Here is a 20382-nt window from a genome sequence, read left to right on the forward strand (position 1 = left end):
GGTCGAACTTCTCGAGCTTGCGGCCGTCGAGATGGGTGAGGCGGGCTTTCAGCACCTGCTTCTTGGCCGTGCCGAAAACGGCGTCGACCGTCCAGTATTCGCGGGTCTTGAAGACCTCGATCTCGGCTTCACGCTCGCAAATCAGGCGGAGCGCCACCGACTGCACGCGGCCCGCCGAACGGCTGCCCGGCAGCTTGCGCCACAGCACCGGCGACAGGGTGAAGCCCACCAGATAGTCGAGCGCGCGGCGGGCCATGTAAGCGTCGATCAGCGGCTGGTCGAGTTCGCGCGGGTGGGCGACGGCGTCCAGCACCGACTGCTTGGTGATGGAGTTGAAGGTGACGCGTTTCACGTCGACTCCGTCGAGCGCCTTCTTGCGTCCGAGGATCTCCTTCACGTGCCAGGAGATCGCCTCGCCCTCGCGATCCGGATCGGTTGCGAGGTAGAGTTTGCCGCCCTTGGTGATGGCCTTGGCGATGGCGTCGAGGCGCTTCTGCGACTGGGGATCGATCTCCCAGTCCATGGCGAAATCCTCGTCCGGCCGGACCGAGCCGTCCTTGGACGGCAGATCGCGGACGTGACCATAGGAGGCCAGCACGGTGAAACCGGGGCCGAGATACTTCCCAATGGTCTTAGCCTTGGCCGGGGACTCGACGACCAGCACGTCCATCGGCGAAACATGCTCCAGTGAAACATCAAAGGCCGGAGCTAAATCGCTGATTTACATCAGAGATACGCGGTTACCCCGGTGCCTCTCCAGGCGGCCCTCCAGCTCCAGGGCCAGCAGGACCTCCGCCACGGCGGCGGCGGACACTTGGCACCGGCGCACCAGTTCGTCAACCGCGGTGGGGACCGCCCCCAGGGCTTCGAGCACCTTGGCGGTATCGCCGCTGGGCCGATTTTGCCCTTTCCGCCCAAGGGGTTGCGTGGTGGTCGAGGGCCAGCCCAAAACATCGAGAATATCGTTGATGTCGCGCACCAAAATGGCCCCATCCCGGATAAGGCTATTGGATCCGGCATAGCGCGGGTCCATCGGCGAGCCCGGCACGACGAAGACCTCGCGCCCCTGTTCGGCGGCGCGCTGGACGGTGATCAGGGAGCCCGACCGGGCGGCGGCTTCGATCACGATCACGCCCGCCGACAGGCCACTCACGATGCGGTTGCGGCGGGGAAACGCCCGGGCGATCGGTGGCGTGCCCAGGGGAGCCTCGCTCAGGATCAGGCCCTGGGTCGCGATGCGGTCGTGCAGGGCGGCATTCTGCGGCGGGTAGACCTGGTCGACGCCGCCCGCCAGGACGGCCACGGTGCCGGTGGCCAGCGCCGCTTCATGCGCGGCAGCATCGATGCCGCGGGCCAGTCCCGACGCAATGACAAATCCCGCGCCCCCCAGGGCCGCCGCCAGCTCGGCCGCGAAGCGCCGGCCGGCCAGGGAGGCGTCGCGGGCGCCCGCCAGCGCCAAGGTCGGGCGCGCAAGCAGCGTGAGATCGCCGATCGCCGACAGGACCGGCGGTGCGCCGGCGACGGCCGCCAAGGCGGCGGGATAGGCCGAATCGCCGACGACCAGAAAGCGCCCGCCGGCCTGGGCGAGGGCCGCTTCCTCGCGGTCGATGTTGGCGTCGGGGCAGGTGGCCAGCCGGGCGCAGGCCGCCCGCGCCGAGCCGAAATGGGCGAGCGCTTCGTGGAAGGTCACGGGGCCGATGCGGGCGCTGCGCGCCAGCCGCAGGCGCGCCCGGCGTTCCTGAGGATCCAACGCGAGACTGTGCGGGCCGTCGAACATGTCGCCACACTAGGCGAGAATATAAATAGTGTAAAACAACCGAAAGTAGTATTCAGCGCAGCTTCGGGTTGAGCGCGTCGCGCAGCCAGTCACCCAGGAGGTTCACCGACAGCGACAGGATCACCAGCGCCAGCGCCGGAAAGATCACGATCCACCATTCGCCCGAGAACAGGAAGGCGTTGCCGATGCGGATCAGGGTGCCGAGCGAAGGCTGGGTGGCCGGCATGCCGACCCCGAGATAGGAGAGCGAGGCTTCGGCGATGACGGCCAGCGCCAGCTCGATGGTGGCGATCACCAGCACCGGGCCCCAGGCGTTGGGCAGCACGTGCGCCAGCGCGATCCTCGCACCTGGCACGCCGATGATGCGGGCGGCATTCACGTAGTCCTTGTTCTTCTCGGCCAGCGTCGTGGCCCGCGTGACCCGCGCGAACTGCGGCCAATAGGCGAAGCCGATCGACAGCACCAGCACCCAGATGGCGACACTGTCGTGGACGCCCTTGGGCAGCATGACGCGTGCCACGCCATCCAGCGTCAGCGCGATCAGGATGGCGGGCACGGTGAGCTGGATGTCGGCCATGCGCATGATCACCGCCTCGACCCAGCCGCCGCGGAAGCCCGCGAGCAGGCCCAGCAGCACGCCGGTCGTCACCGAGAGCAGGATGGCCGCGAGGCCGATCATCAGCGACACGCGGCAGCCGTAGAGGATGGCCGACAGCATGTCGCGGCCCTGGTTGTCGGTGCCCAGCGGATGCCTGGCCGTGCCGCCCTCGTTCCAGACTGGCGGTGTGAAGGCATCCATCAGGTTGAGCGACTTCACGTCGAACGGATCGAACGGCGCCACCCAGGGTGCAAAGGCTGCGCCGACAAAATAGACCAGAGTGACCAGGGCGGCGGCCACGGTGAGCGGCGAGCGGCGGAAGCTCCACCACATGTCGCTGTCGCGGAAGCGCGCGATGACCGTGCTGCGGTCGTTCATGGTGCCGTCATCCGCCGGCAGAGCAGCGCACCCAGGGCGCCCAGCAGGGCCAGCACGGCGGCGAGCGGCCCGAAGCCGTCGAAGCCGTCCCAACTGATGATCGCCGCTCCGAGCGCAGCGGCGCCGACCCAGCCGACGCTCGCCGTGGTGCCGTTCAGCCCCAGGACCGTGCCGCGCACATCCTCCGGCACCGCGGCAAGTGCCGCCATGTAGGAAGGCCGGCCCAGCGCATTCAACAATACATAGACGAAGCCCAGTGCGACCGAGACTTCGAGGCTGGGATGCCAGAGGAAGAGGACGAGGGCCGCCGCTGCTGAAAGGGCCATGGCGACGGCGAAGACCATCAGCCGGTCGCGCAGGCGGTCGGCGAGTTGCCCGCCCAGGATCGTGCCGGCGACGTTGCCGATCGCAAACACCGCGAGCGGCAGGGCGACCTCGATCAACGACAGGTGATAGGTCGCCTGCAGGAAGGTGGCAAAATAGACCGCCGCCAGGCCGTAACAGATACGTTCGGCGATGCCGCTGGAGAGGAGTCCCAGCACGCGGGGCGACAGCGCGGTCCGGAACGAGGGCCGCACCGTCGGGCGCGTATGGCCGGCGGTGCCACGGCCCACCGTGGCGAACAGGCTGACGCAGGCAACCAGGGAAAGACCGCCGAGGCAGATCAGCCAGCCGCGCCAGCCGATCAGGGAGCCCACGGCCGCCGCCATCGGCACGCCGATCAGCAGGGTGAGCGATTGGCCGCTCATCACCCAGCCCAGCGCGCGGCCGCGTTGGCTGTCGGCCACCCGGCCGGAGACCTCGGCGAACGCCACGCCGGTGAAGGCGCCACAGCAGGCGCCAGCCACCGTCGCCCACACCCCCACCCAGAAGAACGACCCGGCCAGTGCTTGGGCAACGAGACAAAGGGCCAGCGCGAAGGGCGAGACGACCAGCAGCGGCCGGCGGCCGATGAGATCGGAGAGCCAACCGCCGAACGCGGAGGCGACGCCCCAGGAGACCGACGTCAGCGACACCAGGTTCGCGACCAGCTGCATGCTGACATCGAGATCGCGCGCCATGTCGAGCAGGAACGGCGCGCGCGTGGTACCACTCGAGGTGGTGGCGAACGAGCCGAGGCAGGCCGCGGCGATCAGGGCCCATGGCATACCGGGGGGCAGGGCACGCGAAGCCAGGATGCTCATCCGCCGGCCGTGCCGAGCTGGGCGCGATCGAGACGGAGCCGCGGATCGATGGTGGCGTAGAGCAGGTCGACGAAGAAATTGATCGCCACGAAGATGAACGAGACCATCACGAGATAGGCGGCCATTACCGGAATGTCGGCGAACTGCACCGACTGGATGAAGAGCTGGCCCATGCCCGGCCACTGGAACACCGTCTCGGTGATGATGGAGAAGGCGATCAGGCCACCGATCTGGATGCCGATTACAGTGATCACCGGCAGCAGCGTGTTCTTGAGCGCGTGACGGAAATGCACGGCGCGGTTCGTGAGGCCGCGGGCGCGCGCGAACTTGATGTAGTCGGTGCGCAGCACTTCCAGCATCTGCGAGCGCACGAGACGCAGCACCAGGGTCATCTGGAACAGCGAGAGCGTGAAGGCTGGCAGCACGATCGCCTTGAGGCCGGCGGCGGTCAGCAGCCCGGAATTCCACCAGCCGAGCTTCACCGTCTCGCCGCGGCCGAAGGACGGGAAGCACCAGTCCGGGGACAGTCCGATCGCCGGCGCCCAGGATTTGCATTCGACCGAGAAGACATAGATCAGCAGGATGCCGATCACGAAGGTCGGCATGGCCACGCCCGCCAGCGAAAAGGTCATGATCGCGCCGCTGTCGACGGTATGGCGCCGGAGCGCCGTCACGACGCCGAGCGGGATGCCCATGGCCAGCGCCAGCAGGGCGGCCACCACCACCAGTTCCAATGTCGCCGGCATGCGCTCGACGATCAGGTCGGAGACCGGCCTGGCCAGACGATAGCTCTTGCCGAAGTTGCCGGTCGTGGCGTTGCCGAGGAAGCGTATGAACTGCACTGCCACGGAATCCTCGAGCCCGAGGTCGCGTCGCATCTCCTCGCGGTCGGACGTCGACGCCTCCTGGCCGACCATGTTGTTCACCGGGTCGCCGACGAAATTGAACAGCACGAAGCACAGGAACGAGACCGCCAGCATGACCGCCAGCGACTGCAGGAGACGGGAAACGATGAAAGCCAGCATGTCGTCAGGAGGCTTCCTTCCCTCCCCACGAAGTGGGGAGGTGGCCGAAGGCCGGAGAGGTCAGGGCGCGGCGACGAGGCTCATGACCCCTCCACCCGCCGCGCGGGCACCTCCCCCGATGACGGGGGAGGCGGAAGAGGCTCACTTCATCTTCGAGTATTTGAAGTTCGGCGAGTCGTTGGCGAAGATCGGTATGGTCACCTTGTCGCTCATCGCCCACACGATCAGCTGATGGTGCAGCGGCAGGTACGGCATGTCGGCGACCACGGCCGCCCAGGCGTCGGCGACCATCTTGTCGCGCTTGGCCTGATCGACCTCCTTCAGCATCGCGTCGCTCAGTTCGTCGAGCTTGGCGTTGCTGTAGCCGGTAAAGTTCCAGCTCCCCACCTTCTTGGCCGCGTCGCTGGTCTGGTACAGGAAGGTGAAGACATAGTGCGAATCGAGCGTCGGCACGCCCCAGCCGAGCAGGAAGAAGCTGGTGTCCCTCTTCTGCAGCTTGGGGAAGTGCAGTGTCTTGGAGCGCGCCTGCAAATCGATCTTGATGCCGATCTGCGCAAGCATGCCCGCCACCGCCTGGCAGATCTGCTCGTCGTTGTTGTAGCGGTCGTTGGGGCAATCGAGCGTGACGCCGAAGCCGTTGGGATAGCCCGCCTCGGCCATCAGCTTCTTGGCCGCGGCAACGTCGTACTTCTGGCGCTGGTCGAGGGCGGCGGTGTGGCCGTGCACGCCGGGCGACGTGATCAGGCCGGCGGGTGCTGCGAAGTTGCGCATCACCTTGGCCTTGATCGCATTGATGTCGATCGCCTGGTACATGGCCTGGCGCACGCGCTTGTCGGCGAACGGGTTCTTGCCCTTGACGTCGGAGTACTTGAGCTCGGCCGAGCCCATGTCGAGGCCAAGGAAGATCGAGCGGACCTGCGCGGTCTCCTCGGTCTTGAGGCCGGCGGTCTGCTTGATGCGGGCGACGTCCTGCAGTGGCGCGTCGAGCACGAAGTCGACCTGGCCGGAGATCAGTGCGGCGACCCGGGTCGAGGGCTCCTTGATCGGCGTGTAGACCAGCTCGTCGGGATAGTCCGGGAACTGCGTCTTGCCCCAGTAGGTCGGGTTCTTCGCCATGACGGTGCGCACGTCGGCGTCGCGCTGCTTCACCATGTAGGGGCCGGTGCCCATGGCGTTGCGCACCGCGTAGGTCTCTTCCTTGTCCTTGTAGCTCTGCGGCTTGACGACGTTGTTCTTCTCCGCCCATGCCTTGGACATGATCAGGATGCTGGTCGTGTAGTCGGGCAGGATCGGGTTCGGCCCGTTGGTGACGATGTGCACCGTCAGCGGGTCGACGGCCTTCACTTCCTTGACGCTCGAGATGTAGGCGCGGAAGTCAGACGTCGGCGCCAATGCGCGATTATAGCTGAACACGACGTCGTCGGCGGTGAAGGGCGTGCCGTCGCTGAACTTGACGTCGGGCCGGAGCTTGAACTCCCAGGTGTCGGGCGCGATCGGCTTCCACGACAGCGCCAGGTTGGGGACCTTCTTGAGTGTCGGGTCGCGCTGGATCAGCGGATCGTAGACATGCTGGTTCATGGCCGTGGTCGGCCCCTCGTTCTGGGCATGCGGATCAAGGGTGAGGGCGTCGCCCTGGCTGGCCCAGCGCAGTGTCTTGGCCTCGACGGCCGATGCCAGGCAAAGGGTGGCGGCCGCGAGGGCGGCGATACGAGCAACGAACATGGTCATTGCCTCCTGCAGTTGTTGTGTAGCGACCCTAGCGCACACCCACCTGCTTGACGAGGCCAACCGCAATCGCGTCCTGGAAGAACGGGCGCGCCGCTTCGATGGTGAGTCGGCGAAGAAGAACTAGGCGCTCTTCTTCTGGCCGATCCTGCTTTCGGTGCCGGCGAGCAGGCGGCGGATATTCTCGTGGTGCTTGGCCCACACCAGCAGCACCAGCACCGCCGCCAGCATCGCGACCGGGCGCGGCGCGAACCACCAGGCCGAGGCGGCGGCGATCGCGGTGGCGAGCAGGGTGGCCAGCGAGGAATAGCGGAAGATCGCGACGATCAGCAGCCACAGGGCAGCTCCGACGGCGGCGACCGGCCAGCTCAAGGCCAAGAACACGCCGAGCACGGTCGCACCGCCCTTGCCGCCCTTGAAGCCCAGCCACACCGGGAACATGTGCCCGAGCACCGCGCCTGCCCCGGCGCCAACCGCGGCCAGCTGGCCGACCTGGTCGGCAATCAGCACCGGCACCACGCCCTTCAAGGCGTCGAGCAGCAAGGTCGCCGCAGCCAGGCCCTTGCCGCCGATGCGCAGCACGTTGGTGGCGCCGATGTTGCCGGATCCGACCTTGCGGATGTCGCCGAGGCCAGCGGCGCGGGTCAGCAGCAACCCGAAAGGAATCGATCCCAGCAGGTAACCCAGCAGGAATGGCCCAAGGAGCAGGATCAGCGTCGAGACCATCGCAGTCGGCTCAGGGGCTCACGACACGGCAGTTGGTGGAGTCGATATAGGCGGTAGTCGGCGGGCCGATCAGTTCGGTGCTGATCTGCTCGCCCGGCTGGATCGTCACCGGCCCGAAATAGACATCCTCGACCGGCCGTCCGGCGTTCATGAAGGTGCACTGGGCTTGCGTCTCGAGCGGACGCGGCGTGTTCGACGTCAGCGTGATCGAAACCTGCCAGTAGCGCGAGTCGCCGTAGGTCAGGTTGGAGGCACCCAGCACCACCAGGGGCTGCGGTGTCGCGGAATAAGGGATCGGCCGCGCGCCGGTGCGACGGACAGCGGGCCGCGGCTTGGGTTGCAGCCCCTCGGGCGGGCGCGCCTGGGTCGCGGTGCGCGGATCGAAGGCGGCATTGGGATCCTGCGGTTGGCCGAGCGGGCTCGGCTGTGGCTGCGTCCCGGCCCCCAAGGTTGCGACGCCGCCGCCGGGGACGCCCAGCGGCTGCGGCGTGAGCGGCGCGGAGCTGATCGACGAGCCGGTCGAGGGGGCCGCCGCGCTTCCGGTCTGCAGCGGTGTGGGCGTCGGTGCGGGAGTTGGTGACGACGCCGGCGCGGCGGCAGCGGCTCCCTGGCCGCCGCCAATCTGGGTCTGCAGCCGGTCGTAGCAGCTGAGCCTGGCCTGGGTTGAGGTCATCTCGCCACAAATCTGGATGTGGCGCGTGAGGGCGTCGAGCAGGTCATCGCGCGATTGGGCGCGCGCCTGGGGGAGACCCGCACCGGCGAACGCCGCCATCGTCGCTCCAAGGATTACCGTCTGTCGAAGCATCGTCGATTGCCCTGATCCGTGAAAACGCCGTGACAATACCAGACGAAGTGGCGGTTTCGAGGCAGCAATTAGGCCACTACGGCGGCGGTCACGAAACTGTCGTCGCGGTAGATCGTGCGGCCGCCGACGATCGTGGCCATGACGCGGCCCTGGACCGGGCGTTCGTCGAACGGCGTGTTCTTGGTCTTGCTCCAGAGATCGGTGCGGTCGATCTGCCAGGCATAGTCGGCGTCGAACACCACGAGATCGGCCGGGGCGCCCTTGGCGAGACGTCCGCCCGGCAGGCCGAACAAGCGTGCCGGTGTGCTCGACAGGCGCTGGAAGAGCTGCGGCAGGGTGAGATGGCCGTTGTGGAACAGCTCGAGCGAGATCGGCAGCAGGGTCTCGAGGCCGATGCCGCCCGCCAGCGCCTGGGCAAAGGGCACACGCTTGCTGTCCTGGTCCTGCGGCCGGTGGTCGGAGACGATGGCGTCGATCACGCCGTTCTTGAGCCCTTCGACGATCGCCGCGCGATCCTTTTCGGCACGCAGCGGCGGCACCAGCTTGCCGAACGTGCGGTAGTCGCCGACCGCGAGATCGTTCAGCGCAAAATAGGGCGCCGCCGTGTCGCAGGTGATTTTCAGCCCGCGCGCCTTGGCGGCAGCGATCACCGCGACCGATTCTGCGGTCGAGATCTTGGCCAGATGCATCCGCCCGCCGGTCATCTCGACCAGGCGAATGTCGCGTTCGACCATCATCACTTCGGCCAGCGGCGGATTGCCCGATAGGCCGAGCCGCGTCGCCATCTCGCCGCTGGTCATGTGGCCGCCCGACAGGGTCGGTTCCTGCGGCAGGTGGACGATCAGGGCGTCGAACGCCTTGCAATAATAGAGCGCACGCCGCATCACCTGGGCATTGCCCACGGCGTGGTCGGCGTCGGTGAAGGCGACGGCCCCGGCCTCGGCCAGCAGGCCAATCTCCGCCAGTTCCTTGCCCTCCAGACCCACGGTGAGCGCGCCGTAGGCGTACATGTTCACCAACTTGATCAGCCGGGCACGGCGGGCCACGAACTCGATCAGCGAGGCGTCGTCGAACGGCGGTTCGTTGTCGGGCAGCAGCACCAGCGAGGTGATGCCCCCCACGGCGGCCGCCGAGCCGGCGCTCTCCAGCGTCTCCTTGTGCTCCTCGCCCGGCTCGCCGGTGTGGACGCGGGTGTCGACCAGGCCAGGGGCGAGAACGAGCCCGCGGCAATCGACCGACTCGATGCCATAGGGTGCGCCCGAGGCGAACAGGTTGGGGCCGTAGTCGGCGATCTTGCCGTCGCTGATCAGCACGGCGCCGCGATATTCGCTGTCGCTCGTGGGATCGACGATGCGGGCGTTGATGTAGGCGGTCGAGCCAGTGTGCGGCGGCGCGGTCTTGTAGGTGTTGCCGCTCATGGCCGGGGGCGTGCCCCCGGCACTCGCTCGCTGCTGAATATAACGCACCTCACGCCACGGCCCCGATCTGGTTGCGCCGGCCGCCGATCAGCGCCTCGAGGCAGGCCATGCGCACGGCCACGCCCATCTCGACCTGCTCGTGGATGACGCTGCGGTCGAGATCGTCGGCGACCTCGGAGTCGATCTCGACGCCGCGGTTCATCGGCCCGGGGTGCATGATCAGCGCGTCGGGCTTGGCGAACTTCAGCTTCTCGTGGTCGAGGCCGAAGAAATGGAAATATTCGCTGATCGAGGGCACGAAGGTGCCCTGCATGCGCTCGGTCTGCAGGCGCAGCATCATCACGATATCGACGTCCTTGAGGCCGGATTTCATGTTGTAGTGGACTTCGACCCCCATCTTGTCGATGTCGGTCGGCATCAGGGTAGGGGGGCCGACGACGCGCACGCGCGCGCCCATGATCTGCAGCAGGTGGATGTTCGAGCGCGCGACGCGGCTGTGCATGATGTCGCCGCAGATCGCCACCAGCAGCCCCTGCAAGCTGCCGCGTCGTCGCCGGATGGTGAGCGCGTCGAGCAGCGCCTGGGTCGGATGCTCGTGCTGGCCGTCGCCGGCATTGATGACGGCGCAATTGACCTTCTGCGACAGGAGGTTCACCGCGCCCGATTCATGGTGGCGTACGACGATGGCGTCGGGCCGCATGGCGTTCAAGGTCATCGCCGTGTCGAGCAGCGTCTCGCCCTTGCGCACGGAGGAGGTGGCGACATCCATGTTGATGACGTCGGAGCCCAGCCGCTTGGCCGCGACCTCGAAGCTGGTGCGCGTTCGGGTCGAATTCTCGAAGAACAGGTTGATGACGGTGCGGCCAGCGAGCATGTCGCGCCGTTTGTCGATCGATCTGTTCTGGTCGATGTAATTTTCGGAAAGGTCGAGCAATCCCGAAATAGTCTCGGGAGAAAGTCCCTCGATGCCGAGGAGGTGGGGCAACCTCGGCAGGCCCATGCGTTTCTTTGTCACTAAAGCGCGACGTTAAGCACGCGGGTGCCGGTCCGGCAAGGCGGCGTTTTGGTGGATAACGTCCGCGACGGAACAGACCACCGCAGGTCCGCGGGGCGCGATGAAGTCGGTCCAGATGGCATTGTGATGCTCGATGATCTTCTCGGCCGGCAGATGGGGCCGGTTCGCCGCGGTGTGCCCGTCCGAGGGCACGACCGTGGGGTAGCCGCGCGCCAGCGCGCTGCGCACCGTCGTGTCGACGCAATAGTCGGTCGCCCAGCCGGTGATGATCAGCCGGTCGATTGAGCGCAATCGCAGGAATTCCTCGAGCGAGGTCTCCAGGAAGGCATCGCAGGACTTCTTGCGGATGACGGTGTCGGCGGGGTGCGGGCCGAGATCCTCGACGAGCTTCCAGCCCGGCTGGTCGGGGTGAAAGGGATCGCCCGGCGGCCCGTCATGCTGGATGAAGACCACGGCGCCGCCTCGGGCGCGCACGGCGTCGGCGAGCTTGTTCAGGCGGCCGATCAGCCCTGCCGCGTCGTGCTTTGGCGGCCCCTCGCCAAACGCGCCTTGCTGCATGTCGATGATGATCAGGGCATCGGTCATTCGGGGCGTTGCCTCAGGCTCCGGGGCGTGGGGCTCCGGGAGGGGGACCTGTATAGCGCGCCCGCGGCCGGATCAATGCGCCATGGGCGGCCTGCTCCAGGGAATGGGCGATCCAGCCGACGGTGCGACCGAGCAGGAACAGTGCCAGCGCCGAATCCTTGGGCAGGCCGAGCGCGCGCTCGACCGCGACATTGGCGAAATCGACGTTGGGCTTGCGGTCGATCAGGCGCTCGATCGCCGCCGCCAGCCGCTCGGCGAACGCCAGTTCCGGCGAGTCCGGCATCGTCTCGCGCAGCATGGCCATCAGCGTGACCGCCCGGATGTCGCCGTCGGGGTAGAGCGGGTGGCCGAAGCCCGGGATGTAGACGCGAGCGCGCAGCATCCGGCCGAGATCGGCATCGAGGTCCGCAGTGCCCTTGAGATCGTCGAACATCGCCGCGACCCGCCGCGTGGCCCCGCCATGGCGCGGACCGTTCAGCGCCGCCAGGCCCGCCATGATGGCGCCGTACAGGTTGGCGCCGGTCGAGGCCACGACGCGGGCGGCGAAAGCCGAGGCGTTGAATTCATGGTCGGCCAGAAGCACCAGAACGGCGCGCAGCACCGGCACGCGATCGGGCGGCACGCGCCACGCCGCCGCGAGCTGCTCATGGACGGGCAGGGTGGAGGGCGGGCGCGCCGTCACCGCCGCCGTCAGCAGGCGCAGCACGCGCACCGCGGTCTCCAGCATGGCGCCGCGATCCTCGACCCAGCTCGGGTGATCGAGCGCCGCCGCCGCCGGCAGCAGGACGAGGCAACGGTCGGGGGGCGACAAGGTGGCCGCGGCGATCCAGGCGCGGCGCAAGGCGGTGGTGAGCGGCGGCAGGTTGTCGGTGGCGAAGGGCTTGTCGTCGCAATCCCACAGCAGCCGGGCTGCGTCCTCCAGCGAGGCCGTGCGCGCCAGCCCGGCGGCATCGATGCCGCGGTAATAAAGGTGGCCGTCTTCGATCAGGGTCAGCGCCGATTCGAGCACCGGCGTGCCGAAGTCCAGCGCGTGGTTGGCGATCGACTCGGCCTTGCGGCCGACGTCGCGGCGGCGTTTCAGGCGCACGACGTCGTCGGCGCGGTAGCGCCGCTCGCGGCTGCCGTCGACCGCCTCCGAGCGCAGCAGGCCGCGGCTCACATAGGCGTAGAGCGTCGCGGCCGATACGCCCAGTCGGCGCGACGCTTCGCGAGAGGTCAGCAATTCCGTGCTCATGCTATATATTGATCAATATAATCAAGATTGACAACATAATTCTGGAATCCGACCTTCCTTTCGAACAATCAAGGGGAAGACGATGCTGCAGACACGGGTGAACAGCGGCCTCGATGGCGTGATCGTGGCCGATACGGCGATGAGCGAAGTCGACGGCGAAGCCGGCCGGCTGATCGTGCGCGGCCATGCCATCGAGGAATTGGTTGCCACGCGCGGCTTCGAAGGCGTGGCGGCACTGTTGTGGGACGGGTTCGCACAAGGCGGCGGCGACGAGCGCGCCGTCCGTGAGGGATTCGCCTCGGCGCGGGTGCGGGCCTTTGCCGAACTGCCGAAGCTGCTGCCGGCCGCAAAGGGCCTGACGCCGGTCGAAGGGCTGCGCGTCGGGCTCGGCATGCTGGCCGACTCTGAACTGATGCCGCACCACTATCTGGTCTGCGGCGCGTTGCCGGTCTTTCTTGCGGCCCTCCTGCGCGCCTCGGAAGGCAAGTCGGCGCTGGCGCCGGATCCCGCACTCACGACGGCGCAGGATCTTCTGCGCATGATCCGCGGGCGGCGCGCCGATCCCGTCTTCGAACGGGCGCTCGACGCCTATCTCGCGACCATCACCGATCACGGCTTCAATGCGTCGACCTTCACGGCGCGCGTCGTGGCTTCGACGCATGCCGGCCTCATCTCCTCGGTACTGGCGGGGCTCTGCGCCCTCAAAGGTCCGCTCCATGGTGGCGCCCCGGGGCCGGTGCTCGACATGTTCGACGAGATCGGAACGCTCGAGCGGGCGGGCGCCTGGTTCGACGAGGCCTTCTCCAAGGGCACGACCCTGATGGGTTTCGGCCATCGCATCTACAAGGTGCGCGATCCGCGTGCCGACGTGCTCAAGAACACCGTCGCGACCCTGCCGCAAACCGCGGGGCGGCTCGCTTTCGCCGTCGAGGTCGAGAAAGCTGCCATCGCGGCGCTGCGCCGGTACAAGCCGGGCCGGCGGCTCGACACCAACGTCGAATATTACACGGCGCTTCTGCTGGAAGCCCTCGAAGTGCCGCGCAGCGCCTTCACTGCGCTCTTCGCGGTCGGTCGCACCGCGGGCTGGTGCGCGCACATCTTCGAACAGGAGAAGGGTGGCCGCATCATCCGCCCGCAATCGAACTACGTCGGGCCGCGCCCCTAGAGTCCCGCCTCAGCTCCGGCGGACGGCCGAGCCGCGCCAGGTTCGCGCGCGCGTGCCGGCGGCGTCGAACACCCAGACTATCATGTCGGCGCCACCCGGCGTGAACCTGGCAGTGAAGTGGCGCCGCCAGAAAGTGCCGTCGGCATGCGCGAACAGCGCCTCGGTGCCGAAATAGTCGGGCCGTACCGTCAGCGTGGCGGAGCGCGGCGAAGGCCTGGTGTCGGCTGAGGCGAGCAGGGCGACACCGTCGATCAATGCGCCGAAGCGCAGCGTCTCGCCAGTGCTCGAGGTCTGCATCGGCCCGCCGTCGATGCGCAGCCAGATTGTGGCGACGTCGTCGGCGGCGCTGACGGCAAACTGGACTCCGAACGGCGCGCGATCGTCGAGGTCGACACGAGGATTCTTGGGCGGCGGGAAGATATCTTCGAGTGGGATCGATCGACGGAACCGAACGGCGCCGGAATAATTGCCGAGCCAGTCCGGCCACTGCGGGTATTGCGCCTGCGCCGCGGAAGCGAGCAACAAGGACGCACCGCCGGCGCCCATGGCGCGCCGGCGGCCGATCATCTGGGGCGGCTCGCCACGACGTTGAGGTCGATCGTGACCTCGTTGGCGACCTGACCCGTTCCGGCCCATTCGTTCTGACCGATGCCGTAGTCGAGGCGTTTGATGATCAACCTGCCGCGGGCGGTGGCGCGCAATGCGCCGGGCTGCGCGGGATTGTCGACGATGGCCAGGGTGAAAGGCAGCACGACATCGCGCGTGACATCGCGGATCGTGAGCTTGCCGCGCGCTTCGTAGCGGTCGCCGCCCGACGCGGCGACCGTGCTGGCGACGAAGCGCGCCTCGGGAAACTTCCGGACGTCGAGGAAGTTTGCGCCCTTCATCAGGGAGTCGACATCCTGATTGCCGGCGGTCATCGCCGGCATCTGGATGCCGATGTCGATGCGCGCCCCGGCGAGCGCCGCCGGATCGAGCACGATATTGCCGCTCCAGGCAGGAAACCGTCCGTTGACGAAGGCACCGGTCTGGGAGGCGGTGAAGGTGAGCGAGCTGGCGCGCGGGTCGATCGTCCATGCCTCAAGCGGACCGGCCGTTGCCGGAGAGACAGGCGCAGATGCGACGAACAGCAAGACGGAGAGGACCAGCCAACGGCGCATCAGTTTCTCCCGGAAGGCCACATGCGGCGGAAGATGCCGTCTCGGCGCAGCACATCGTGATGCAGCACCGCGGCGACGTGCAGCGCCACGACCACGATCAGGCACCGCGACAACACGAAGTGCACGGTGCGCAGCGCTTCGAAAAGATCGGGATTGCGCGGCACCAGGTCGGGCAGCGGCAGGACACCGAACCACGAGACGCTGACGCCCGCGGCCGAACTCATCAGCCAGCCGCTGGCCGGCATGGCGACCAGGAGGATGAGCAACGCCCAATGACCGACCGGCGCGAGGGCGCGTTCCCAGCGCGTGACCGCGTCCGGCAGCGGCGGCGGCGGATGCCGCCATCGCCACAACAGGCGGGCCGCCGTCAGCACCAGCACCACGAGGCCGATCCATTTGTGCCAGGCATAGACCTGGAGCTTCAGCAGGCTGATCGGCAGGCCGGTCATCCACAGGCCGACCCCCAGCAGGCCGAAGACGGCCAGGGCCGTCAGCCAGTGCAGCGCCTTGGCGGTGGCGTGATAAGTCGGAGCCGCCACCTTCCAGCCTCAGCGCCAGGCGTCGGCATTGATGGAGATCTCGACAGCGTCGCCGACGACGTCGACGTACTTGGTCATGCCGAATTCCGAGCGCTTGATCGTTCCCTTGGCGCGGAAGCCGGCATAGCGCGTGCCTGGGGCGGCGTTCGGCCGGCGGTCGGTGACCGAGACCTCGAGCGTCATGGGCCGTGTGACGCCGCGCAAGGTGATGTCGCCCACCACACGGAGCGTCGACTCGCCGGTTCGCTCGATGCCGGTCGACCGGAAGATCATTTCAGGGAACTTCTCGACATGGAAGAAGTCGGAAGCCTTCAGCATCGCGGTCTGCTGATTGTCGAGCATCGACACGCTGCCTGTCTTCACGATCACTTCGACCGTGCTTTTAGGCACGTCGTCGTCGTCGACATGCACCGTACCCTGCCAATCCTTGAAGCCGCCGGTAGTGCGGAAGATCTTGGAATCGCCGATGGCGAAGTCGATCGTCCCGCGGTTGCCGCTGATCTTCAGCCGTTCGGCGGCCTGCGGCGCGCGACCGCCAACGACGAGCGACGCCGCACCGATCGCGAGCAGCGTCCTGCGGCCCAGTTCAGTTCGCATGGCCGACGCGCTCCGCATGGGTCTCGAAGAAATGACGGCCGGCGCCACGCTGGTTCTCGTAGATCGAGCCCTGGTGGTCGGCCGCGGGCAGCGGCATGCGGACCGGCGCGGCGCGAACACGCGGTTCGACGTTTGGCTCACCCAGGACCATGCGGCTGTTGAATTCGTCGAAATCGGTGATGCCCATCAATGGCCAGGCGTCGGCTGCCGTGTATTCGTGCAGCAGCAGGCGGCGCGTGCGGTTGGAGGTGTTGAGCGCCGAGCCGTGCACCAGACGGGCGTGATGGATGGTCATCGACCCCGCCGGCCCCATCAGCGGTACGGCCTTGGCGAAGTCGAGATCGCAGGCCTCGGGATCCATGGCGCCGCAGAAGCGGCCATCGGCATGGTGGCTGTAGGTCGGGCCGAGATGCGTCCCCGGTAGCACCAGCAGCGGTCCGTTCCCGAGATCGCAATCGTCGAGGTAGATGCCGGTCGCCAGCACGTCGTCGTTGGTATGGGGATAGAAGGCCCAGTCCTGGTGCCATTCCACCGGCGAGCCGTAACCCGCCGACTTCATGTTGAGCTTGCCGCCATAGTGACGGATCGTGGGACCGATCAACTGGGCGAGAATGGTCGTGATCTTGGGGTCGCGCACGAGGGCGTGGAAGAACGCGTACCTCTTGAAGATCGCGGGCTTCAGACGCCGGACCCGGGGCAGGACAGCGGAGTGGCTGGGCTCGAGGTCGTAGAGTTCGTCGTTGGCCGCCACGCCACGCGCCTCGGCGACGATACTGTCGGTCAGCGCCTGCAATTCGGCGAGTTGCGCACCTTCGATCAGGCGCGGGATCACCAGATAGCCGTCGCGACGGTAGCTCTCGATTTGTGTCTCGGTAAGCATGCGAAACAATAGCACGATCGGCCGGGTTGGCAGATAATCACGGTATGGCGAGCCGTGCCCTTTTTCCGACACTAATTCTTCAAGAGTCCCTGGTCCGCCCGGGCTGGCCGGCCTTCAACCGCAGTCTCGCGGACGAATGCTGCTCGCTTGCCGTCTCCGACGCGGCGGGCCGGCGCTGGTCGGCGCGGCACTATCTCGGTGGCTATACGTCCTACGGGTCGCTCGATCGGCTGCACCTCGTCTCGTCGCTGTTCGACCGCCTGCGTCGTCGCATCGATCCGGTCGTGAAGCGCTTCGCCCGCAGCCTGCACTACGACCTCCGCGGACGTACGGTGGCGATGACCGATTGCTGGGCGAACGTGATGCCGGAGGGCGTGGTGCATTCGATGCACCTGCACCCGACCTCGTTCATCAGCGGCACCTACTATGCCGCCGTGCCGAGGGGCGCCGGCGCGCTCAAGTTCGAGGACCCGCGCCTGTCGCGCCAGATGGCGGCGCCGCCCAGGCGCGCCGACGCACCGGAACGCTTCCGCTCCTTCGTCGGCGTGCCGGCGAAGGAAGGCGACCTGGTGCTGTTCGAAAGCTGGCTGCGCCACGAGGTGCCGCCGGCGCGCTTCTCCGGCGAGCGCATCTCGATTAGTTTCAACTACGGTTGGACCCCCCAAATCGGGAGCCCCAAGCCCGGTCGCTGAAGGAGCATCGCATGCGTATTGTCCTTGCCTGCTTGTGCCTGATCGCGGCGGCCGGAATGGCCCGCGCCGACCAGGAATTGCCGATCTTCGACGCGCACATGCACTACAGCCACGACGCCTGGACGGTGGTGCCGCCCAAGGAGGTCGTCGAGATCCTGAAGAAGGCCGGCGTGAAGCGCGCCATGGTGTCGAGTTCGAACAACGAGGGCACCAAGATGCTGCAGGACGTGGCGCCCGGCGTGATCGTGCCGGAGTTGCGGCCCTACCGCTCGCGCGGCGAACTCTCGACCTGGGCAAAGGACCCGACGGTACTGCCGTTCCTCGAGGACCTCCTGTCCAAGCGCAAGTACGTCGCCATCGGCGAGTTCCACATCTATGGCGCCGACGCCGACCTGCCCAACATGCGCGGCGTCGTCCAGCTCGCCAGGAAATACGGCATGTTCCTGCATTCGCACTCCGACGCCGACGCCGTCGTGCGCCACTTCCAGCAGGATCCCGACGCCAAGGTGCTGTGGGCCCATTCCGGCTTCGAACGACCCGAGAAGGTGCGCGAGATGCTGCGCCGCTATCCCAGGCTCGCCTGCGACCTGGCGTTCCTCACCGCGCACGCCTCCAACGGCAAGGTATCGCCGGGCTGGCGCGAGGCATTCCTCGAGTTTCCCGATCGCTTCGTCGTCGGCACCGACACCTTCACCCCGGAGCGCTGGCACTACGTGGTCGAGCATGCGCGCTGGTCGCGGGCCTGGCTTGCCGATCTGCCGCCCGACGTCGCGCGCAAGATCGCCTACGAGAATGGCGATCGATTGTTCGGCGGCGCCCGGTGAGGCTGTCCGCGAAATATCTCGCGTCGTCGTTCGCCTTTCTGTTTGCGAATGCCGCGTGGGCGAACTGTCCGCTCGATCTGGGACGCGGAACCGGCTGGGTGGTCTTCTCCGATCACTACATGGTCGCCTTTCGCCCCGAGCCGATGCGGATCGAGGTCGGCCAGCCGTTCTCCCTGCTGTTCAACGTCTGCACCAAGTCGAACCGCCCGGCCGAACTCGTGGCGGTCGATGCCCTGATGCCGGAACACAAGCACAGCATGAATTACCGGCCGACCATCCTGGCCGGGGCGGACGGACGCTATCGCGTCGACGGCCTGATCTTTCACATGCCGGGACGCTGGGAGCTCTCCATCGACGTGCGGGCGGGCGAGGAAAGCGAACGCCTGATGCACGACTTCATCCTCAAGTGAGGGGACTTCTGCTGCTCGTGCTGGCGGCGTGGGCGCCGCCCGCCGCGGCGCAGCAACTGCTCGACTGGTCGCCGGACGAGGTCCGCGCGGTCGGGCGGCATGGGCCGTGGCCGCCGCCGCCGGTGCGCGATCCCTCCAACCGGGTTTCCGGTACGCCCGCCGGCATCGCGCTCGGCGAGCATCTCTTCAACGATCCGCGGTTGTCCGCGGACGGCCTGATGAGTTGTGCCACCTGTCATCAGGCCGGCCGCGACTGGAGCGATGGTCGGGCAAAGGGATTTGGCACGGTCGATCTGGATCGCCGCACGCCGTCGCTGTGGAATGTGGGCTATGCCCACTGGTTCGGCTGGGACGGGGCGGGAGATTCGCTCTGGGCCCAGACCATCCGGCCGATCGTGGATCCCCGGGAGATGGGCGGCAACGCCCAGCGGGTCGCCGGGCTCTTGCGCCACGACAAGGATCTCGCCTGCGGCTACCAGCGCGCCTTCGGCGGCAAAGCCGGAGACGATGACGAGCTGCTGCTGGTCGACGCGGCCAAGGCCATGGCCGCCTTTCAGGCGACCTTGGTCAGCCCACGCACCCGATTCGATGCCTTTCGCGACGCGCTGGTGGCCGGCGATCGTGCCGCCGTCGCGCGCTATCCGCTCTCCGAACAGCGCGGCCTGAAACTTTTCGTCGGTTCGGGCAACTGCGACACCTGCCATTTCGGGCCGCGCTTCACCAATGGCGAGTTCGGCGATGTCGGCATCGCCTTCTTCGTGAGGCCGGGCGAGGTCGACACCGGCCGCCTCGGCGGGCTGGCCCGGCTGGCCGGCAGCCCCTTCAATCTGCTCGGCCGCTACAATGACGACGTGTCGGGTGCGAATGCCGCGCGGACGCGGCACGTCCAGCGCCTGCACGCCAACTTCGGCGAGTTTCGCGTCCCCAGCCTCCGCCAGGTCGGACGCGCCGCGGCCTACATGCACGACGGCAGCATCGCCACGCTGGAGGACGTCGTCCGTCACTATTCCGAAGTGAACCCGGACCGCCTGCACAGCGACGGCACGCCGCTGGTACGCCCGCTGGGATTGTCGCCGCAGGAGCGCACCGACCTGGTGGCCTTCCTGCGTTCGCTCGATGCCGATCCGCCGCCGCGTCCGGCACCGCCACCGCTCTGTCCTTAGCGCAGCCGCGCGAGCGCCGATTCCAGGATCCAGGCCGCCGCCGCGGCATCAACCCGTTCGGCGCGCTTGGCACGGCTCATGTCGTAGTCGTCGATCATGCCGCGGGTCACGGCGGCGGTGCTCATCCGCTCGTCCTGGAGGACGACAGGAAGGCTGGCGAGCGCCGGCGGCGCGTGGGCAGCGATATTGGCCGCGAACTGGCGGATCGATTGGCAGCGTGGGCCCTCGGTGCCGTCCATGTTGAGCGGCAGGCCGATCGCCAGCGCCTTGATCTCGTGTTTTTTCGCCAGATCGGCGAGGGTGCCAAGATCGGCCGCAAGCTTGCTGCGCCTGATCGTCGTGAGCGGCGTGGCAAGCATGCGCAGCGCGTCGGAGGTGGCGATGCCGATGGTCTTGCTGCCGACATCGAGCGCCATCAACCGCCCGTCGCGAATCAGCAAGGCTTTCAGTTCGGGGAAATCCACGATCGCCATGTCAGTTGG

At 67.4% G+C, this 20382-nt stretch carries 23 protein-coding genes; 5 read left to right on the forward strand and 18 right to left on the reverse strand.

From position 1 onward, the window contains the following. From EPO55_RS03350 to EPO55_RS03405, 12 genes are all read right to left on the reverse strand, one after another. Positions 1-670: DNA topoisomerase (locus tag EPO55_RS03350; RefSeq protein ID WP_296335004.1), on the reverse strand; the 670-nt coding region annotated here is incomplete at its 3' end. Between the two features lie 51 nt (positions 671-721). After that, positions 722-1777 carry a DNA-processing protein DprA gene (dprA, locus tag EPO55_RS03355; protein ID WP_296335005.1) on the reverse strand — a complete coding sequence of 352 codons (1056 nt, stop codon included), beginning with the start codon at positions 1775-1777 and terminating at the stop codon, positions 722-724. Between the two features lie 52 nt (positions 1778-1829). Next, positions 1830-2753, reverse strand: a complete 924-nt coding sequence (locus EPO55_RS03360; RefSeq protein ID WP_296335006.1) for an ABC transporter permease — start codon at positions 2751-2753, stop codon at positions 1830-1832. After that, on the reverse strand, positions 2750-3937 hold the full coding sequence (locus tag EPO55_RS03365) for an MFS transporter (RefSeq protein WP_296335007.1): 1188 nt from the start codon (positions 3935-3937) through the stop codon (positions 2750-2752). Before EPO55_RS03365 ends, EPO55_RS03360 begins: the two co-directional genes overlap by 4 nt. Continuing rightward, the gene (locus EPO55_RS03370; RefSeq protein ID WP_296335008.1) at positions 3934-4962 is read right to left on the reverse strand and encodes an ABC transporter permease; all 1029 of its coding nucleotides are present in this window, start codon (positions 4960-4962) and stop codon (positions 3934-3936) included. The genes EPO55_RS03365 and EPO55_RS03370 overlap by 4 nt, the downstream gene beginning before the upstream one ends. 141 nt (positions 4963-5103) lie before the next feature. Continuing rightward, on the reverse strand, positions 5104-6684 hold the full coding sequence (locus EPO55_RS03375) for an ABC transporter substrate-binding protein (protein WP_296335009.1): 1581 nt from the start codon (positions 6682-6684) through the stop codon (positions 5104-5106). 126 nt (positions 6685-6810) lie between these two features. Then, positions 6811-7413, reverse strand: a complete 603-nt coding sequence (gene plsY / locus EPO55_RS03380; protein ID WP_296335010.1) for a glycerol-3-phosphate 1-O-acyltransferase PlsY — start codon at positions 7411-7413, stop codon at positions 6811-6813. Between the two features lie 10 nt (positions 7414-7423). Further along, on the reverse strand, positions 7424-8185 hold the full coding sequence (locus EPO55_RS03385) for a hypothetical protein (protein ID WP_296335011.1): 762 nt from the start codon (positions 8183-8185) through the stop codon (positions 7424-7426). Between the two features lie 101 nt (positions 8186-8286). After that, positions 8287-9636 (reverse strand): dihydroorotase, encoded by a 1350-nt coding sequence (gene pyrC / locus EPO55_RS03390; RefSeq protein WP_296335012.1) that lies wholly within the window; start codon positions 9634-9636, stop codon positions 8287-8289. Between the two features lie 49 nt (positions 9637-9685). Beyond that, positions 9686-10636, reverse strand: coding sequence for an aspartate carbamoyltransferase catalytic subunit (locus EPO55_RS03395; RefSeq protein ID WP_296335039.1), 951 nt, complete (start codon positions 10634-10636; stop codon positions 9686-9688). 27 nt (positions 10637-10663) lie between these two features. Beyond that, a complete protein-coding gene (locus EPO55_RS03400) occupies positions 10664-11236 on the reverse strand; it encodes a cysteine hydrolase family protein (protein WP_296335013.1) in 573 nt (190 codons plus the stop codon). A gap of 13 nt (positions 11237-11249) precedes the next feature. Continuing rightward, a complete protein-coding gene (locus tag EPO55_RS03405; protein ID WP_296335014.1) occupies positions 11250-12470 on the reverse strand; it encodes a citrate/2-methylcitrate synthase in 1221 nt (406 codons plus the stop codon). An 82-nt stretch (positions 12471-12552) separates the two neighbouring features. Here EPO55_RS03405 and EPO55_RS03410 point away from each other — a divergent pair, with 82 nt between their 5' ends. Further along, positions 12553-13635, forward strand: coding sequence for a citrate synthase/methylcitrate synthase (locus tag EPO55_RS03410; protein ID WP_296335016.1), 1083 nt, complete (start codon positions 12553-12555; stop codon positions 13633-13635). A 9-nt stretch (positions 13636-13644) separates the two neighbouring features. Here EPO55_RS03410 and EPO55_RS03415 read toward each other — a convergent pair whose 3' ends face one another. From EPO55_RS03415 to EPO55_RS03435, 5 genes are read right to left on the reverse strand one after another with little or no spacing between them, the layout of a single operon-like run. Continuing rightward, positions 13645-14202 carry a hypothetical protein gene (locus EPO55_RS03415; RefSeq protein ID WP_296335017.1) on the reverse strand — a complete coding sequence of 186 codons (558 nt, stop codon included), beginning with the start codon at positions 14200-14202 and terminating at the stop codon, positions 13645-13647. Beyond that, positions 14199-14795, reverse strand: coding sequence for a YceI family protein (locus tag EPO55_RS03420; protein ID WP_296335018.1), 597 nt, complete (start codon positions 14793-14795; stop codon positions 14199-14201). The genes EPO55_RS03415 and EPO55_RS03420 overlap by 4 nt, the downstream gene beginning before the upstream one ends. Continuing rightward, positions 14795-15334, reverse strand: a complete 540-nt coding sequence (locus EPO55_RS03425) for a cytochrome b (protein WP_296335019.1) — start codon at positions 15332-15334, stop codon at positions 14795-14797. Before EPO55_RS03425 ends, EPO55_RS03420 begins: the two co-directional genes overlap by 1 nt. Before the next feature lie 9 nt (positions 15335-15343). Next, positions 15344-15931, reverse strand: a complete 588-nt coding sequence (locus EPO55_RS03430) for a YceI family protein (protein WP_296335020.1) — start codon at positions 15929-15931, stop codon at positions 15344-15346. Next, the gene (locus tag EPO55_RS03435; RefSeq protein ID WP_296335021.1) at positions 15921-16811 is read right to left on the reverse strand and encodes a phytanoyl-CoA dioxygenase family protein; all 891 of its coding nucleotides are present in this window, start codon (positions 16809-16811) and stop codon (positions 15921-15923) included. Before EPO55_RS03435 ends, EPO55_RS03430 begins: the two co-directional genes overlap by 11 nt. Positions 16812-16855: 44 nt before the next feature. Between EPO55_RS03435 and EPO55_RS03440 the strand changes: the two genes are divergently transcribed. From EPO55_RS03440 to EPO55_RS03455, 4 genes are read left to right on the forward strand one after another with little or no spacing between them, the layout of a single operon-like run. Further along, entirely contained in the window at positions 16856-17503 is a 648-nt protein-coding gene (locus EPO55_RS03440; RefSeq protein WP_296335022.1) for a TIGR02466 family protein, read from the forward strand. A gap of 11 nt (positions 17504-17514) precedes the next feature. After that, entirely contained in the window at positions 17515-18327 is an 813-nt protein-coding gene (locus EPO55_RS03445; protein ID WP_296335023.1) for an amidohydrolase family protein, read from the forward strand. Continuing rightward, entirely contained in the window at positions 18324-18737 is a 414-nt protein-coding gene (locus EPO55_RS03450) for a hypothetical protein (RefSeq protein ID WP_296335024.1), read from the forward strand. Before EPO55_RS03445 ends, EPO55_RS03450 begins: the two co-directional genes overlap by 4 nt. Further along, on the forward strand, positions 18734-19900 hold the full coding sequence (locus EPO55_RS03455) for a cytochrome c peroxidase (protein ID WP_296335025.1): 1167 nt from the start codon (positions 18734-18736) through the stop codon (positions 19898-19900). The genes EPO55_RS03450 and EPO55_RS03455 overlap by 4 nt, the downstream gene beginning before the upstream one ends. On the opposite strand, the gene ruvX is transcribed toward EPO55_RS03455, so the two are convergent. Then, complete coding sequence (gene ruvX / locus EPO55_RS03460) at positions 19897-20373, reverse strand: Holliday junction resolvase RuvX (protein ID WP_296335026.1); 477 nt, start codon at positions 20371-20373, stop codon at positions 19897-19899. The genes EPO55_RS03455 and ruvX overlap by 4 nt on opposite strands. Positions 20374-20382 lie beyond the last annotated feature (9 nt).

Origin of the sequence: Reyranella sp., from assembly GCF_004296935.1 — a bacterium.
Classification (GTDB): Bacteria; Pseudomonadota; Alphaproteobacteria; order Reyranellales; family Reyranellaceae; genus Reyranella.